Raw genomic sequence first — 16,513 nt, 5'->3', positions numbered from 1 at the left:
TGGGCTCATTGCACAGCCCTTTGAGGCCCAATGCACAGCATTCGAGCCATCCGCACGATATTGCTGGCCGTCATGGTGAGCTTGAACTGCTGGTCGACACGCTGGAGTCCGCGGTACATCGTCTGTCGTATCCTCCCGACCGTCTTCGCCCAGCCGAAGTGCTCTTCGATGCGCTTGCGCACGACCTGGCTGGCAGCGTAGCCGGCGTGACGAGTCGTTCGTCCATCGACGGCGCTGCCACCCCAACGCGTCGTGTGGCTGGCCACGTGCGGCGTCACGCCGCGCTTGCGGCAGTCGGCGATGAAGTCTCGCGTGTCGTAGCCCTTGTCGGCTGCGACCGTCTTACGGTGTGCTCCGGGGACGGTGTCGAGCATCGCCAATGCTGCCGAGCGCTCGCCGTAGCCGTCGGCGTACGTAACCACCGCGCCAACAACCAGACCGTTGCGGTTCTCCATCAGCACATGGCCTTGATACGCCAGGATCGCTGCAGTGCTGGCGCCCTTGCGGAACAGTCTGGCATCCGGATCTGTCTTGCTCTGGTGCGTATCGTTGCTGCGTGGTCGGCCCTTCCAATCGCGCTCCTGGTTGCGACCTGCGGGGCCGCCACCCGCCCCGGGCCCGTCGCCGTCCTTGGGCAAGAAGCTCTTGTGACTGGCCCAAGCCTGGATGAGCGTGCCGTCCACCGAGAAGTGCTCCTTGCTCAGCAGCTTGCGCTTGTCAGCCAGTCGCATCACCTGGGCGAAGAAGCTCTCGACGACAGCGTGCTCCAGCAGGCGATCACGGTTCTTGGAAAAGACTGAGTGGTCCCAGACCTCGTCATCGATGGCCAGCCCGATGAACCAACGAAATAGCAGGTTGTAGCGAACCTGCTCCATCAGTTGCCGTTCGCTGCGCACGGAGAAGAACACCTGGATCAGCATTGCCCGTAGCAACTTCTCGGGGGCAATCGACGCTCGCCCAGTCTCGGCGTAGATCGTGTTGAACAGACCGTTCAAGCCGACCAGTGCCTCATTGACCAGCCCGTGGATGGCTCGCAGCGGATGGTCTGGCGGCACGAAGTCATCAAGTTTGGCCAGCGTGAACAGGCCTTCCTGCATCCCATCTGATCCGCGCATCGGTATCACCCCACGTCGTTGCGTCACTTCAACCGTACCAGCATCAGTCTCTTCCCGAACCAGCAGTTCCCCGGAGAAATTCAACAGCCTGCTAAGCGCGCAGCTCGCTCTTGCGCTGCACGATGCGCGAGACCAGCCCGTAGTCGACCGCCTCCTCGGCCGACAGCCAGCGATCGCGCTCGATGTCGGCCAGCACCACCTCGACGGGCTTGCCGGTCTCGCGCGCGATCTCGTGCGCGATGCGCTGGCGGGCCTTGACGATCTCCTGGGCCTGGATCGCGATATCGGTGGCCTGGCCGCCGGCCCCGCCCGAGGGCTGGTGGATCAGGAAGCGGGTGTTGGGCAGGCACACGCGGCGCTCGCGCGGCGCGGCCAGGAACAGGTGGGTGGCGGCGCTGCCGACCCAGCCGGTGCCGATCATGTGCACCGGCGCGGCGATGAAGCGCACCACGTCGTGGATCGCATCGCCCGATTCGAGGTGCCCGCCGGGCGAGCTCACGAGGATGTCGATCGGCTTGTCGGCGCTGTCGGCGTCGAGCGCGATCAGCCGGCGCGTGACGTCGGCGGCCACGGCGTCGGTGATGCTGCCGAAGATCAGCAGCGTGCGCGAGCGGAAGGCCTTCTCCTCGAGGTAGGAATTGCGCGGCTCTGCGGTGGCGGCCGGGCGGGTGTCGTCTTCGGATTCCATAGCGAACATGGCGGACATGGGAAAGCTCCTGCGGGTTGGACGGTTCGAACTGCCTTGACGAACAAGCCCACGCTTTCGTGACATCGCCGGTCGTGGCAAGCTGCGCCGATGCTCGACGAACGCTATCTCTCGCAATTCCCGGCCCTGCGCGGCCGACTGGTGCGCGCGGCGGCACGGCTGCTCGGCGGCACGGCGCAGGCCGAGGACCTGGTGCAGGACAGCTACCTGCGCGCGCTCGAGGCCGGCGAACACCCCGGCATCGACACCGCGCAGGCCTGGCTCACGACGGTGATGCAGCACCTCGCGATCGACCGGCTGCGGCGCGAAGGCTGGATGCGGCGCTGGCTCGACGAGGCCGGCGCGACGACGGAGACGGCGGAATCGGCCGAAACCGAGGCCGCGCGCGCCGAAGAGACCGGTCAGGCCTTGCGCCTCCTGGCCGAGCGGCTGAGCCCCGCCGATGGCGCCGCGGTGCTGCTGCGCGAGGTGTTCGAGGTCAGCTTCAAGGAACTGGCCGAGGCCACGGGCCGGACCGAGGCCGCCTGGCGCCAGCAGATGCACCGCGCGCTGCTGCGGCTGCGCGAGCCCCGCGAGAAGGCATCCGACAGCGCCGGGCGCAACGCCGTCTTCCCGCTCTACCAACAGGCGCTGCGCGATGCCGATGCGCGGCTGCTGTTCGCGATGCTGCGCCAGCCGCCGGCACGGGCGATCGGACTGTCGGCCCATGCCGCGCCGCCGCCGGCCTCGGGCTCGCCGCGCGCGGCCTGCCAGGTGGTGCAGATCGGCGGCCGACTCGGGCTGGTGCTGACGCTGGGCGGGAAGCTCTTGTGCGTGCTGCCGCTGGAGGCGCGGCAGGCAGCGCAGGAAGAAACGGAAGCGCTGCCGCTCTAGGACGGGCTCAACCCGCCAGCCGCCCCGCCACCAGCTGCAGCACCCGGTCGCAGCGCCGCGCCAGGTCCTGGTCGTGCGTGACCATCACGAAGGCCGTGCCATGGCGGCGCGCGAGGTCGAGCATCAGCTCGAACACGGTGTCGGCGGTGCTGCGGTCGAGGTTGCCGGTGGGCTCGTCGGCCAGCACGCAGGCCGGCTGCGTGACCAGCGCGCGCGCGATCGCCACGCGCTGGCGCTCGCCGCCCGACAGTTCGGCCGGCCGGTGGTGCAGCCGCTCGCCCAGGCCCACGCTCTGGAGGATCTTCGTCGCCGACTGCGCGGCCGTGGCCGGGTCGACGCGGCGGATCTTCAGCGGCATCGCCACGTTGTCGAGCGCGCTGAACTCGGGCAGCAGGTGATGGAACTGGTAGACGAAGCCCAGGTGCAGGTTGCGCAACCGGCCCTGCTCGGCGGGGTCGGCATGCGCGATGTCCTTGCCGAGCAGCTCGACATTGCCCGAGGTCGGCGAATCGAGTCCGCCCATCAGGTGCAGCAGCGTGCTCTTGCCCGAGCCCGAGGCGCCGACGATGGCCAGCGTCTCGCCGGCATGCACGTCGAGGTCGATGCCGTGCAGCACGGTCAGGTCGAGGCGCCCTTCGTGGAAGCGCTTGGTCAGACCGCGCGCCTTCAATACGACTTCACTCATAGCGCAGCGCCTCGGCGGGATTCACGCGGCTGGCGCGCCAGCTCGGATACAGCGTGGCCAGGAAGGCCAGCACCAGGGAGATGATCGCGATCGGCATGATGTCGCTGCGCTGCGGATCGCTGGGCATCTTGCTGATCAGGTAGATGTCCTTGGGCAGGAAGCTCGCATGGAACAGCTGCTCGAGGAAGGGCACGATCACGTCGATGTTGTAGGCGATGCCCAGGCCCAGCAGCAGCCCGGCCACGGTGCCGATCACGCCCACCATCGCGCCCTGCACCACGAAGATGCCCATGATGCTGCGCGGCGAGCTGCCCAGGGTGCGCAGGATCGCGATGTCGGCGCGCTTGTCGGTCACCGTCATCACCAGCGTCGACACCAGGTTGAACGCGGCCACCGCCACGATCAGCGTGAGGATGATGAACATCATGCGTTTCTCGACCTGCACGGCCGCGAACCAGGTCTTGTTCTGGCGCGTCCAGTCGCGGATCAGGAACTGGCCCGGCAGCGAGACGGCCATCTCGTCGGCCACGTCGCGCGCCTGGTTGAGGTCCTTCAGCCGGATGCGGATGCCGGTCGGGCCCTCGAGCCGGAACACGCGCGCCGCGTCCTGCTCGTTGATCAGCGCCAGCGCCGAGTCGTATTCGTAGTGGCCCGAGTCGAAGGTGCCGACCACGGTGAACTGCTTCAGGCGCGGCACCACGCCGGCCGGCGTGACCTGGCCTCCCGGCGCCACCAGCGTGACCTGGTCGCCGGGCTGCACGAACAGCGAGCGCGCCAGCTCGCCGCCCAGCACGATGCCGAACTCGCCGGGCACCAGCTTGTCGAGCGTGCCCTTGGGCGCGGCGGCCGCGATGTCGGTGACCTCGGGCTCGAGCTTGGGCTCGATGCCGCGCACCAGCGTGCCCTTCATGTCCTCGCCGCGCGCGATCAGCGCCTGGGTCGCGATGAAGGGCGCCGCGCCGACCACCTCGGGGTACTTGCGCGCGGCCGCCATGATGGTGTCGAGTTCGGGCAGGGCCTGGCCGTCGCGCGAGATGATCTCGATGTGCGAGACCACGCCCAGCATGCGGTCGCGCACTTCCTTCTGGAAGCCGTTCATCACGCTCAGCACGATGATCAGCGCGGCCACGCCGAGCGCGATGCCGAGCATCGAGACGCCCGAGATGAACGAGATGAAGCCGTTGCGCCGGGTCGCCCGGCCCGCGCGCGTGTAGCGCCAGCCGAGCTGCAGTTCGTAGGGGAGTCGCATCAGGTCTCCTGCGGCGCTCGGGGCGACGGCATGGGTCGGTTCATGGGAAAAAGGGTGAAGACGAAGAGGAAGGCGGGCGGAATTGTGGCATCCCGGACAATAGGCCCATGGCCGAACCCGCTCCCGCCCGTCATCTCCTGATTCCCTTTGCCGGCCGCGGTTCCCCGTCCTGCCGCGCAGCCCTCCCAACCTTAAGGTTGCCCAAGCTCGAGGCCCTGCTCGGCCGGCTCGCCGTCACGGCCACCGACACGCAGGACGAAAGCACCCGCTCCCCGCCGCACGAACGCGCCCTGGCGCGCGCGCTCGGCATCGCCGCGGCCGACGGCTGCATCCCCTGGGCCGCGCTCGAGGCGCGCCGCAACGGCGCCGCCGAAGCGAGCGATACCGGCGCCTGGGGCCTGGTCACGCTGTGCCACTGGCAGGTCGGCATCGACGACGTGGTGCTCGGCGATCCCTCGGCGATCGAGATCGACGCCGAGGAGTCGGCCGCGCTGCTGGCCGCGGCGCGCCCCTTCTTCGAGGAGGACGGCATCGCGCTGCATCCGTCCGCGCGCCCCGGCCGCTGGCTCGCGCGCGCGCCGATCTTCCAGGACCTCGCCACCGCCGCCATCGACCGCGCCGTGGGCCACCCGATCTCGCAGTGGTCGCCGCTGGCCGATGCCGCGCGGCCGCTGCGCCGGCTTCAGAACGAGATGCAGATGCTGCTCTACACCCAGCGCGTGAACGACGACCGCGCCGCGCGCGGCGCGCCGCCGATCAATTCCTTCTGGCTCAGCGGCACCGGCGCGCTCACGGCCGGCGCCATCGGTCCCGAAGGCCCCGTACCGCAGGTCGACGATTCGCTGCGCACCGCCGCGCTGCACGACGACGGCATCGGCTGGGCCGAGGCCTGGCAGGCGCTCGACGCGGGCCCCGTCGCCGCGCTGCTCGACCACTACAACGCGGGCGCGCCGGTCGCGATCACGCTGTGCGGCGACCGCACGGCGCAGCGCCACGAGATCCAGCCGCGCGGCTTCGTGGGCTGGGCGCGCAGCCTGTTCGAGCGGCCGCGCGCCGCCGCCGTGCTGGAGGCGCTCTGATGAAGATCCATCCCCGCGACATTCCCCCGCGCAGCGCCTGGGCCCTCGAGCAGGCCGGCGTGCATCCGCTGCTGGCCCGGCTGTTCGCCGCGCGCGGCGTCAGTGCCAAGGACGAGCTCGACGACGGCCTGGCGCGCCTGCTGCCGCCCGACACCCTGCGCGGCACGCACGAGGCCGCGGTGCTGCTGGCCGACGCGATGGCCGCCGACCGGCGCCTGTGCATCGTGGCCGACTACGACTGCGACGGCGCCACCGCCTGCGCGGTCGGCGTGCGCGGCCTGCGCCTGCTGGGCGCGAAGAACGTGAGCTACCTCGTGCCCGACCGCGTGGTCGACGGCTACGGCCTCACGCCGCCGATCGCCGAGCGCGTGGCCGCGAGCGGCGCCGACATGCTGATCACGGTCGACAACGGCATCGCCAGCGTCGACGGCGTGGCCGCGGCCAAGGCGCGCGGCCTGCAGGTGCTGGTGACCGACCACCACCTGCCCGGCCCCGAGCTGCCGATCGCCGACGTGCTGGTGAATCCCAACCATCCCGACTGCGGCTTCGAGAGCAAGTGCATCGCCGGCGTCGGCGTGATGTTCTACGTGCTGCTCGCGCTGCGCTCCGAGCTGCGCCGGCGCGGCGTGTTCGACGTGGCGACGCAGCCCAAGCTCGACGCGCTGCTGCCGCTGGTGGCGCTGGGCACCGTGGCCGACGTGGTGAAGCTCGACGCCAACAACCGCCGGCTGGTGGCGCAGGGCCTGCGCCGCATCCGCGCCGGTGCCATGCCCGCGGGGGTGTCGGCGCTGTTCAAGGCCGCGGGCCGCGTGGCCGCCGCGGCCACCACCTTCGACTTCGGCTTCGCGCTCGGCCCGCGCATCAATGCCGCCGGCCGGCTGGCCGACATGACGCTGGGCATCGAGTGCCTGCTGACCGAGGATGCCACGCGCGCCGACGAGCTCGCGCGCCTGCTCGACGGCATCAACCGCGAGCGGCGCGACATCGAGGGCGGCATGCGCGACCAGGCGCTGCTGCTGGCCGAGTCGCTGTTCACCGTCGACGGCGAAGGCACCGAGACCGTGCCCGCTGCCATCAGCGTGTTCGATGCCGACTTCCACGAGGGCGTGGTCGGCATCGTGGCCTCGCGCATCAAGGAGCGCTTCCACCGGCCCACCTTCGTGTTCGCGGCCAGCGGCGCGCCCGGCAAGGAGCACGAGCTCAAGGGCTCCGGCCGCTCGATCCCGGGCTTCCACCTGCGCGATGCGCTGGACCTCGTCGCCAAGCGGCATCCGGGCGTGCTGCTGCGCTTCGGCGGCCATGCGATGGCGGCCGGCTGCACGGTCGCGCGCGAGCAGTTCCAGACCTTCGAGCGCGCGCTCGCGCAGGTGGCCGACGAATGGCTCGATGCCGCCACGCTCACGCGCCGCATCGACACCGACGGCCCGATCTCGCGCGAGTACCTGCGCGTGGACCTGATCGACACCCTGCACCGCGAGGTCTGGGGCCAGGGCTTCGCGCCGCCCACCTTCAGCGAGGAGGTCGAGGTGGTGTCGCAGCGGCTGGTCGGCGAGCGGCACCTCGCGCTCAAGCTGCGCCACCAGGGCCAGCCCATCGACGGCATCTGGTTCGGCCACACCGACCCGCTGCCGCCGCGCGTGAAGCTGGCATTCCGGCTCGACGCCGACGAATGGCAGGGCGTGCGGCGCGTGCGCTTCCTGGTCGAGGGCGCGGAGATCTGAAGCCTTCGAGCCCCGGCCACAGGTTACGCCGGGGTTTCCGCTGCAAGCAATTGCGTGCGCTGTCCCGCCACGGCGGGCGCGCGGTCGGTACACATTCCTACATGGAAGGCGCGCGAGCCTTCTACGCTGGCTTCCATGCACGGCGCACCACGGCCGATTTCCGGCAGCGTCCACGCGGTGCAACGCAGGAGACCGGCATGCAGACACCCTCCCCCGACGTGTTCCCCGGCGCCGAACGCCGACCGCTCGCGCTGGTGACCGGCGCCTCCTCGGGCATCGGCTACCAGCTCGCGCGGCGCGCGGCCGAACATGGCTACGACCTGCTGATCGGCGCCGACGAATCGCTGGCCCAGGCCGAGGCCGACCTGCGCGCGCTGGGCGCGCGCGTGTTCGCGGTGCGCGAGGACTTCGCCACGCGCGACGGCGTCGACGCGCTGCTCGCGGCCTGCGAGGACCGGCCGATCGACGTGCTGTTCGCCAACGCGGGCCACGGCCTGGGCCATGGCTTCCTCGACCAGGAATTCCACGACGTGCAGCACGTGATCAACACCAACGTGACCGGCACGCTCTACCTGGTGCAGCGCGTGGGCCGCGCGATGCGCGAGCGCGGCCAGGGCCGCATCCTCATCACGGGCTCGATCGCGGGCTTCCAGCCCGGCGCCTTCCAGGCGGTCTACAACGGCACCAAGGCCTTCATCGATTCCTTCGCGATGGCGTTGCGCAACGAGCTCAAGGACACGGGCGTGACCGTGACCTGCCTGATGCCCGGCGTGACCGACACCCACTTCTTCGCGCGCGCCGACATGCTCGACACGCGCGTGGGCCAGCAGTCCGACAAGGCCGATCCGGCCGAGGTGGCGCGGGAAGGCTTCGAGGCGCTGATGAAGGGCGAGAGCGGCGTGATCGCGGGCTGGCGCAACAAGATGCAGGTGGCGCTGTCGCGTGTGATGCCCTCGCCCGCGCTGGCCGAGCAGCATCGCAGGATCGCGGAACCGGGCAGCGCGCACGCGCCTTCTTGAGCCGTCCCGGACCGTCGACGCGCGAACGTCAGAACCTTCTTCGTACATTCCCGACGCCCTACGTAGCCTTGCGACTTTTGGAGGTGCACGCGAGCGTGCCGCGCGGGCATGATCGCGCCCATGCGTTGTCCTTTCCCGATCGCTCCGGCGCGCAGCATGCGACTGCCGGGTGCCCATCGGGCGCCTGCGTCTTGAACTCCCGCGCCCTTCGATGCGCCGCTTGCACGCGGCGTTCACATGGCGCGCCTATCCTGCCTCCAGGCTTGCGTACGGCAACGCTTCTTGATGTCCGCTCACCGACGAACCCCAGGAGGATTTTCTTTCCATGCGCCGTTTTGAACTGATCGAGGGAACCGCCAGCAAGTTCTGGGAAGTGGAACAGGCGGAGAACGATCTCAACATCCGCTGGGGCCGCATCGGCACCGCGGGCCAGAGCCAGACCAAGTCCTTCGCCGATGCCGCGAAGACCGCCACCGCGCTGACCAAGCTGGTGAGCGAGAAGACCGGCAAGGGCTACAAGGAAGTCGGCGTGAGCGCCGATGCGAGCATCGGCAAGACCGAGGCCAAGCCGAAGGCGGAAGCGCCTGCTGCAGCACCCGCCGCGGCGCCTGCCGCCGTACCCGCCCAGGCACCGGTGCAGGCCGCGGTCGCCACCGTGAGCGCATCCGCCACACCGGCATCGCCGCCCGTCGCGAGCGAAAGCCTCGACAGCCAGTGCGAGCGCGTCGTCGAGGCCGTGCGCATCGCGATCGAGGACGGCAGCGTCAAGACCGGCGACAAGTTCTCGGCCGCCGCGCTCAAGCGCCAGTACGGCGTGAGCGAGCAAGGCGCCACGATGGCCTTCGAGGAGCTCAAGTCCCATGGCCTGCTGTCGGGCTGGGGCACCACCGCCGAGGTGCGCGAGAAGGCACAGGATGCGGCGCGCGAGCTCGCGCAACGCACGGTGGCCGCGCACGGCGAGACGCCCGCCCAGCCCGTGACCGAAGGCGCGCCGCCCTGGCTCGCGCAGGGCGCGCCGCTGCGCATCACGGCGCAGACGCGCGAGTTCGCCTATGCCTCGCGGCGCTTTCCCTCGACCCGTCCGGTGCTCGATCTCGCGCAGGCCTGGATCCGCGCCTGCAACGACCTCGAGCTGCCGCTGGACCTGGCCGCGACCGATGCCGCGCTGCGGCCCGCGGCCGAGCGCATGCTCGCGCGCGACAAGCCCGCCACCCCGGCGCCCGATGCCGAGGCCGATGCGCTGCTGCTGGCCTTCATGGACCACAACACGCGCCGCGACAAGGCCGGCTCGGTGGTGTTCCTGATCCAGTACCTGGTCGCGCAGTACGGGCTGGCCGGCGCGATCGAGGTCTACCTGTCGGCGCTGCGCCTGCAGGTGGAAGGCAGCTACGACCAGCAGGCCAAGAAGTGGCGCAGTCGCTTCTCGGGCAACCCCGGCCAGGCCGTCAACCACGGCTGGTACGGCGCCGTGGGCGATGCCGAGGAAGTGCTGCGCGAGCAGCTCTCGACCGCACCCGAGGCCGAGTGGCAGCAGTGCGCCGACCTGATCGAGGCCGCGCTGCCCTCGCTGCATCCGAGCCGCCAGCCGCTGGCCGCACTGCTGCTGCCCGAACGCCCCGAACTCTCGAACGCGCTCGCGCTGCGGCTGGCCAGCGACAAGGACAGCGGCGAGACGCTGCACTGGCTGCTGCTGACCATCACCGATGCCGCCGCCGCCGCGCAGGCCGCCAAGGTGCGGCTCAGCTATTCGAGCGGCTTCTGGGGCCACTACAAGATGACGGCCACCGCGCTGCTCGAACGCGGCACCGAGGCCGTGGCGCTGCTCGAGCGCGGTGCGGCCGAAGAGCATGCCGGCGACACGCTCGCGGCCATCGGCACGCCCGAGGCGGTGGCGGCGCTCGCCAAGGTCGCGAGCGGTTCGAAGGCGGCGCTGGCGCGGCTGTCGCTCGCGGTGGACCGCTGGCCGCAGGCCGCCATCGTCGCGCTGGCGCGGCTGGTGGCCGCCGGTGGCAAGGACGCGGGCCTGCTCACGCCCAGCCTCACGCGGCTGCTGCGCGCGCATGGCGGCCTGGTCGACGGCCTACGGCCCTGGCTCGATGCCGGCGCGCAGGGCGCGATCGACCGCCAGCTCGTGCTGCTGTCGGGCCCGAGCGAGGTCGCCGAGGCCAGCGAGCTGCCAGGCGTGCTGGCCGCGCCGCCCTGGCTCGCCAAGGTGCAGAAGAAGGCGGCCGCGGTGCTGGCGCTCGAGCCGCTCGCGCTCGCGCCGGTCGAGCAGTGGGCGCCGGGCGCGCGCGAGGAGGCGCAGCGGCCCGGCACCTCGTGGCAGGTGAACCGCTTCGCGACCGCGCGCACCGACGTGCAGGTGATGCTCAAGGAGCTGGGCTTCGAGAGCAAGGCCAGCAAGCTCGCGCACGAGGAGCAGGTGAAGCTGATGCAGGCCGCCTACGAGGCCGAGGACATGCCCGATGCCGCGGTGCTGCAGGACATCCACCAGCGCGGCGAGGCGCGCGAGAAGGAATTGCTCGCGAGCCTGCGCGACCCGATCCTCGACACCGCGCGCGAAGGCATCCGCAGCGGCGATGCGAGCAAGCTGATCGCCGCCTGGCGCGGCATGCTGGCCGCGCGCAAGCAGGAGCGCTACTACTTCTTCTGGTTCGATGCGCGCTATGCGGCGCTGCTGCCGCCCGAGCTCGGCGTGCCGTTCTGGAACGCGGTGGCCGGCCAGGCCGAGACCCAGGGCGCCGACTTCGTGATGGCGAACTTCGGCCTGCCCGCGCTGCCGGGGCTGCTGTCGGTGGTGCGCGCCAAGCCCGGCGAGAACCTGCAGCTGGCGCTGAACTACGGCGCGGTGGAACTCGCGGCACCGGCCGCGCGCGCCTTCGCCAAGCTCAAGACCGTGCGCCAGGCCGGCCGCGACTGGCTGCTCAAGTACCCCGAGCACGCGGCCTGCGGCCTGATCGCGCCCGCGCTCGGCAAGGCCGGCGAGGCGCGCGACGCGGCGGGCTCGGCGTTGCGCCTGCTGCAGGCCGAGGGCCATGCCGAGCTGCTGCTCGAGGTCGCCGGCCGCTACGGCAAGGACGAGGCGGTGCAGGCGCTGCGCGCCGTGCTCGAGGAAAGTCCGCTCGACCGCTTCCCCACCAAGCGCGCCAAGCTGCCCGAGTTCTGGCAGCCGCGCGGCTGGCGCCGGCCGGTGCTGCGCAACGGCAAGGCACTGCCCGACGAGGCGCTCGACCACCTGGGCCAGATGTTCACCTTCCCGACCAACGAGGAGGTCTACGGCGGCATCGCGGTTGTCAAGGAGGCCTGCGCGCCCGAGTCGCTGGCCGACTTCGCCTGGGACGCCTTCAGCGCCTGGCTCGAGGCCGGCGGCCCGAGCAAGGAAGGCTGGGCGCTCACGGTGCTCGGCTTCCTCGGCAACGACGACACGGCGCGCCGGCTCACGCCCTTCATCCGCGCCTGGCCCGGCGAGGCCGCGCATGCGCGCGCCGTCACCGGCCTCGACGTGCTGGCCGGTATCGGCTCCGACGTGGCGCTGATGCTGCTCAACGGCATCGCGCAGAAGGTGAAGTTCAAGGGCCTGCAGGACCGCGCGCGCGAGAAGATCGACGCGATCGCCGAGGCGCGCGGCCTCTCGACCGAGGAACTCGAGGACCGGCTCGCGCCCGACCTCGGCCTCGACGAGCAGGGCACCCTGCTGCTGGACTTCGGCCCGCGCAGCTTCAAGGTCGGCTTCGACGAGGCGCTCAAGCCCTATGTGCGCGAGCGCGCCGACGGCGTCGACGGCGCGCGCCTGTCCGACCTGCCCAAGCCCAGGAAGACCGACGACGCCGAGAAGAGCAAGGAGGCGGTCGAACGCTTCAAGCTGCTCAAGAAGGACGTGCGCACCATCGCGAGCCAGCAGCTGCTGCGGCTCGAGGTCGCGATGTGCGTGCGCCGGCGCTGGACGCCCGAGGTGTTCCGCACCTTCCTGGTCGAGCATCCGCTGGTGCGCCACCTGGTGCAGCGGCTGATCTGGGGCGTCTACCGCGTCCAGGGCGAGGCCAGCTACGGCGGCGAACTGCAGGCGTGCTTCCGCGTGGCCGAGGACGGCAGCTTCAGCACCGCCGAGGACGATCCCTTCGAGCTGCCCGCGGGCGAGGACATCCGCATCGGCGTGCCGCATGCGCTCGAGCTCTCGCCGACCGACGCCGGTGCCTTCGGCCAGGTGTTCGCCGACTACGAGCTGCTGCAGCCCTTCGCGCAGATCGGCCGCGACACCTACGTGCTGACCGAGGACGAGAAGAAGAGCCAGAAGCTCGAGCGCTGGAAGGACGCCACCGTGCCCACGGGCCGCGTGCTGGGCCTGGTCAACAAGGGCTGGCGCCGCGGCGAGGCGCAGGACGGCGGCGGCATCTGGTACTTCAGCAAGCCGCTGGGCCCGAGCCGCGTGATCGAGCTCTACCTCGACCCCGGCATCATCGTCGGCATGGTCGACGAGTACCCCGAGCAGAAGCTCGGCGAGGTGCAGGTCGGCAAGCCCTCGGGCTGGGGCAACATGCAGAACGCCGAGACGCTGGACCAGCTCGATCCGATCTCGGCCAGCGAGCTGATCCGCGACATGGAGGGACTGAGGGCATGAGCGCGGCGCCGCTCGTGCTGCCACCCGAACTCCAGAACGCGCTGCCACCCGGCGAGCCCGGCGCGAAGCCGCCGCCCAAGGCCGCCTCGCTGCCCACGCTGCGCAAGCGCGTGCTCGACAAGTGCGGCGAGTACCTGATCGAAGCGCTGCTGCCCGAGCCCTTCGAAGTCCGTTCGCCCGCCACGCGCGGCTGGCTCGAGGCCGCGATGGACGCGGGCGACACGCGGCTGCTGGGCCTGATGATCGCGCGCTTCCGCGAGCAGGCCTACACCGGCCGCGACGAGCCGGCCGAGGCGTTGGTGCACTGGCTGGTGCTGCAGCACGGCCTGGCCACTGCCTTCGACGCGCTGCTGCATGCGGCGCGCTGGCGCCGCGAACGCATCGGCCACAAGCCGCTGCGCCAGGATGCGCCGCCCGACGATGGCGCCCATTCCTTCTGGGGCCAGCCGGCGAGTTCGCTGTGGCAGTTCCGCGGCCACTGGATGGAGGCCGACGCCGCGACGCGCGCCGCCTGCATCGAGCGGCTGCGCGCACTCGACCCGCAGCTGCCGCTGGCCGCGCGCGCCCGCTTCGCGATCGCGCTGCCCGAATGGCGCCCGCTCGCGCGGCAGCTGTTCGACCAGGCCACGCCCGAGCAACTCGAGCGCTGCGGTCCCTGGCTGCGCTGGGCCGCCGGCCTGCCGCTGGCCGAAGTGGCGGGCGACGGCACGCGGCTGCTCGACCAGCCGTCGCTGCTCGCGCTGCTGCTGCGCGAACACGGCGAAGCGCTGCTGCCGCTGCTGCTGGACCTCGGCGCGCGCCAGCGCAGCGTGGCCGTGGCCTGGACGCTGGCCGCCTTCGACACGCCCGAGGCCACCGAGGCGCTGGCGCGCATGACCGCCGCCGATGCCGCCTGTGCCAAGGCGCTGGGCTGGGTCGCGAGCGAACGCCCCGAGCGCTGCTTCCTCGCGCTCGCGCAGGTGCTCGAGGACGGCGGCCTGCCCAAGGCCGGCGCCGCGCGCCTGGTGCCGCAGCTCAAGACCCTGGCCGGCTCGCTCGGCGATCGCTTGCCCGCGCTGCTGCCGGCGTTGCCGGCCGCCGTGCGGCGCCAGCTCGGCGCGGTCGCCGACCAGGCGGGCGCGGCACCAGAAGCCTTCGCCGAACGCGCGAGCTGGCCCGCGGTGCTCGCCGATCCGCCCTGGGCGCGGCGCGCCGCCGACGCGGCGCCGCCGCTGGTGCTGGCCGGCCTGCCCGTGCTCGAGGTGCCGCCCGAGGAGGACTGGGGCGACGAGGTCCGCCAGGACTGGATCGACCGCGACACGCCCTACGTCTACCGCCAGCCGATGGAAGCCGAGCGCGCCATCGGCGAGCGGCTGCGCGAATGGACGCCGGAGCGCGTCGCCGCGCTGCACACGCAGCCGCCGCAGGCGCTCGAGCGTTTCATCGCCGACTGGCAACGCACGCACGACGATGCGGCGCCCGACCGCCGCCAGTACGGCAACTTCATCGCGGTGCAGGCCGCCTGGTTCCTGCCGCCGGCCACCGGGCTGGCGTTCTGGAATGCCGTCGGCAGTGGCAAGGAAGCGCCGCGCGCCGGCGGCTTCGTGGCACGCTTTGGCGCCGCCGCGCTGCCGGGCCTGCTGCAGGCGCTGGCCAACGATGGCGACGAGCATTTCGTCGCACGCTTCATCGGCGCCACGCAGCTCGCGCCCTTCATGGCACAGGCGCTCGCGCGCCGGCCGACGCGCCGCGCGCAGGCACGCCAGTGGCTGGTGCGCTTCGCGTCGCATGCCGCCGCGGGCCTGCTGCCCGCCGCGCTGGGCCCCGAGGGCGAGGCACGCCAGCAGGCCCGCGCCGCGCTGCGCGCCATGGCCGCGCTGGAACAGGCCGAGGCGCTGCGCGCCATTGCGCGCCGCCATGACGATCCGGCCGTGGCGACCGCCGTCGATGCGCTGCTGGCCGAGGATCCGTTGCGCGACTTCCCGTCGCGCATCCACGCACGCAGCAAGCTGCCGGCCTTCTGGCAACCGGCCGGCTGGCGCAAGCCGCGGCTGCGCGACGACGGCCTTTCGCTGCCCGACGAGGCGCTGCAGCCGCTGGGCCTGATGCTGAGCTTCGCGCCCGATCTGCCGCAGGGCTATGCGGGCCTGGACGCCGTGCGCGCCGCCTGCGAGCCCCAGAGCCTGGCCGACTTCGCCTGGGACGTCTGCGAATCATGGGAGGCCGCGGGCGCCGGCGCGCCGGGCAACTGGGCGCTGCGCGCGCTCGGCCTGGTCGGCACCGAAGACACGGCGCGCCGGCTCGGCGCCCTCGTGCGGCGCTGGAGCGCGCCCGGCGCGGGCGGCACCACCACGCGCATCGGCTGGGTGCTCGAGGCGCTGGCGCGGCTGGGCAGCGACGTCGCGCTGATGCAGCTCGATGCGATCGCGCGCAAGAACCGCATCGCCACGGTGCGCCATTCGGTCGCCGAGAAGCTGGCGCAGGCCGCGGCCGAACGCGGCCTGAGCGGCGACGAACTCGAGGACCGGCTCGCGCCCGACCTCGGCCTGGACGAACGCGGCGGCCTGCTGCTGGACTTCGGGCCGCGCCAGTTCCACGTCGGCTTCGACGAGGCGCTGGTGCCCTTCGTGCGCGAATCGGTCGAGGGCCGGCCCGGCGCGCGCCTGGCCACGGCGCCGCGTCCGCGCGCGAGCGACGATGCCGAACTCGCGGCCGCGGCCGCGGAACGCTTCAAGGCACTCAAGCAGGATGCCGCCACCGTCGCGGCCCAGCAGCCGCTGCGGCTGGAACGCGCGATGCGCACGGGCCGCGGCTGGCCGATGGAAGACTTCCGCCGCTTCATCGCCGGGCATCCGCTGATGCGCCACCTGGCCGAGCGGCTGGTATGGGGCGTGACCGAGGGCGGGCGCGACGCGCGCGGCCTGACGCTGCTGCGCGCCGCCTTCCGTGTGAGCGCCGAAGGCGAATGGGTCGATGCCGACGAGACGCCACAGGCCTTCGACGGCAGCGATGCCGCGCGCATCGTCGTCGCCCATCCGCTGCAGCTGAGCACCGCGCAGATCGCGGCCTTCGCGCAGCAGTTCGCCGACTACGAGCTGATCCAGCCCTTCGAGCAGTTGCACCGCGCCGTGCATGCGCCGCGCGAGGACGAACGCGCGCTGACGGCGCTCGCGCGCTGGTCGGGCCGCATCGCGCGGCCCGGGCCGCTGTGGGCGCTGGAATCGCGCGGCTGGCTGCGCGGGCGCGGCGGCGGCGGGGCCTACGACCATGCCTGGCAGGGGCTGGGCGGCGGCCGCGCGCTCGCGCTGCGCTTCGGGCCCGGCCTCGACAACGCGGGCGCCGGCGAGGACCAGACGCTCGAGGTGCTGCACCTCGGCCACCCGTTCGGCGAACTCGATCCCATCGTCTTCAGCGAGGCGGTGCGCGACATCGACGCGCTGGGCGCGCGCTGAGGCGCGCTACGCCGTTC

Annotated in this window: 10 protein-coding genes; 6 read left to right on the top strand and 4 right to left on the bottom strand. The window is 71.9% G+C overall.

All coding sequences use genetic code 11. The annotated features are described in order from the left end of the window. Positions 1 to 5: 5 nt before the first annotated feature. A complete protein-coding gene (locus tag R0232_RS08210; RefSeq protein ID WP_431512875.1) occupies positions 6 to 1,115 on the bottom strand; it encodes an IS5 family transposase in 1,110 nt (369 codons plus the stop codon). A gap of 91 nt (positions 1,116 to 1,206) precedes the next feature. Next, on the bottom strand, positions 1,207 to 1,821 hold the full coding sequence (locus tag R0232_RS08205; protein WP_431511808.1) for an ATP-dependent Clp protease proteolytic subunit: 615 nt from the start codon (positions 1,819 to 1,821) through the stop codon (positions 1,207 to 1,209). A gap of 90 nt (positions 1,822 to 1,911) precedes the next feature. Between R0232_RS08205 and R0232_RS08200 the strand changes: the two genes are divergently transcribed. Further along, positions 1,912 to 2,694, top strand: a complete 783-nt coding sequence (locus R0232_RS08200; protein ID WP_431511807.1) for a sigma-70 family RNA polymerase sigma factor — start codon at positions 1,912 to 1,914, stop codon at positions 2,692 to 2,694. A 7-nt stretch (positions 2,695 to 2,701) separates the two neighbouring features. Here the strand turns inward: R0232_RS08200 and lolD are convergent, their stop codons facing one another. Both lolD and R0232_RS08190 read right to left on the bottom strand, forming a co-directional pair. Next, positions 2,702 to 3,379: a lipoprotein-releasing ABC transporter ATP-binding protein LolD gene (gene lolD / locus R0232_RS08195; RefSeq protein WP_296738152.1), complete on the bottom strand. Its 678-nt coding sequence runs from the start codon at positions 3,377 to 3,379 to the stop codon at positions 2,702 to 2,704. Further along, positions 3,372 to 4,628 carry a lipoprotein-releasing ABC transporter permease subunit gene (locus tag R0232_RS08190; protein ID WP_093351829.1) on the bottom strand — a complete coding sequence of 419 codons (1,257 nt, stop codon included), beginning with the start codon at positions 4,626 to 4,628 and terminating at the stop codon, positions 3,372 to 3,374. The genes lolD and R0232_RS08190 overlap by 8 nt, the downstream gene beginning before the upstream one ends. A gap of 197 nt (positions 4,629 to 4,825) precedes the next feature. Between R0232_RS08190 and R0232_RS08185 the strand changes: the two genes are divergently transcribed. The 5 genes from R0232_RS08185 to R0232_RS08165 all read left to right on the top strand — a co-directional run bounded on the left by R0232_RS08185 (position 4,826) and on the right by R0232_RS08165 (position 16,496). Then, the gene (locus R0232_RS08185) at positions 4,826 to 5,707 is read left to right on the top strand and encodes a hypothetical protein (RefSeq protein WP_431511806.1); all 882 of its coding nucleotides are present in this window, start codon (positions 4,826 to 4,828) and stop codon (positions 5,705 to 5,707) included. Further along, positions 5,707 to 7,428: a single-stranded-DNA-specific exonuclease RecJ gene (recJ, locus tag R0232_RS08180; RefSeq protein ID WP_431511805.1), complete on the top strand. Its 1,722-nt coding sequence runs from the start codon at positions 5,707 to 5,709 to the stop codon at positions 7,426 to 7,428. The genes R0232_RS08185 and recJ overlap by 1 nt, the downstream gene beginning before the upstream one ends. A 197-nt stretch (positions 7,429 to 7,625) precedes the next feature. After that, positions 7,626 to 8,447, top strand: coding sequence for an SDR family NAD(P)-dependent oxidoreductase (locus tag R0232_RS08175; protein WP_208513993.1), 822 nt, complete (start codon positions 7,626 to 7,628; stop codon positions 8,445 to 8,447). 325 nt (positions 8,448 to 8,772) lie between these two features. Then, positions 8,773 to 13,065: a DUF4132 domain-containing protein gene (locus tag R0232_RS08170; protein ID WP_431511804.1), complete on the top strand. Its 4,293-nt coding sequence runs from the start codon at positions 8,773 to 8,775 to the stop codon at positions 13,063 to 13,065. Beyond that, on the top strand, positions 13,062 to 16,496 hold the full coding sequence (locus R0232_RS08165) for a DUF4132 domain-containing protein (protein ID WP_431511803.1): 3,435 nt from the start codon (positions 13,062 to 13,064) through the stop codon (positions 16,494 to 16,496). The genes R0232_RS08170 and R0232_RS08165 overlap by 4 nt, the downstream gene beginning before the upstream one ends. Positions 16,497 to 16,513: the final 17 nt, after the last annotated feature.

The organism is Variovorax sp. DAIF25 (genome assembly GCF_050711835.1).
GTDB lineage: Bacteria > Pseudomonadota > Gammaproteobacteria > Burkholderiales > Burkholderiaceae_C > Variovorax.
The sequence above is the reverse complement of the archived record's forward strand: the minus strand, read 5'-3'. Positions and strand labels throughout refer to the sequence as shown.

What these genes read in the sequence shown, in the direction of transcription:
- R0232_RS08210 (WP_431512875.1), bottom strand. Translation starts at nt 1,115, where the DNA reads ATGCGCGGATCAGATGGGATGCAGGAAGGCCTGTTCACGCTGGCCAAA.
- R0232_RS08205 (WP_431511808.1), bottom strand. Translation starts at nt 1,821, where the DNA reads ATGTCCGCCATGTTCGCTATGGAATCCGAAGACGACACCCGCCCGGCC.
- R0232_RS08200 (WP_431511807.1), top strand. Translation starts at nt 1,912, where the DNA reads ATGCTCGACGAACGCTATCTCTCGCAATTCCCGGCCCTGCGCGGCCGA.
- lolD (WP_296738152.1), bottom strand. Translation starts at nt 3,379, where the DNA reads ATGAGTGAAGTCGTATTGAAGGCGCGCGGTCTGACCAAGCGCTTCCAC.
- R0232_RS08190 (WP_093351829.1), bottom strand. Translation starts at nt 4,628, where the DNA reads ATGCGACTCCCCTACGAACTGCAGCTCGGCTGGCGCTACACGCGCGCG.
- recJ (WP_431511805.1), top strand. Translation starts at nt 5,707, where the DNA reads ATGAAGATCCATCCCCGCGACATTCCCCCGCGCAGCGCCTGGGCCCTC.
- R0232_RS08175 (WP_208513993.1), top strand. Translation starts at nt 7,626, where the DNA reads ATGCAGACACCCTCCCCCGACGTGTTCCCCGGCGCCGAACGCCGACCG.
- R0232_RS08170 (WP_431511804.1), top strand. Translation starts at nt 8,773, where the DNA reads ATGCGCCGTTTTGAACTGATCGAGGGAACCGCCAGCAAGTTCTGGGAA.
- R0232_RS08165 (WP_431511803.1), top strand. Translation starts at nt 13,062, where the DNA reads ATGAGCGCGGCGCCGCTCGTGCTGCCACCCGAACTCCAGAACGCGCTG.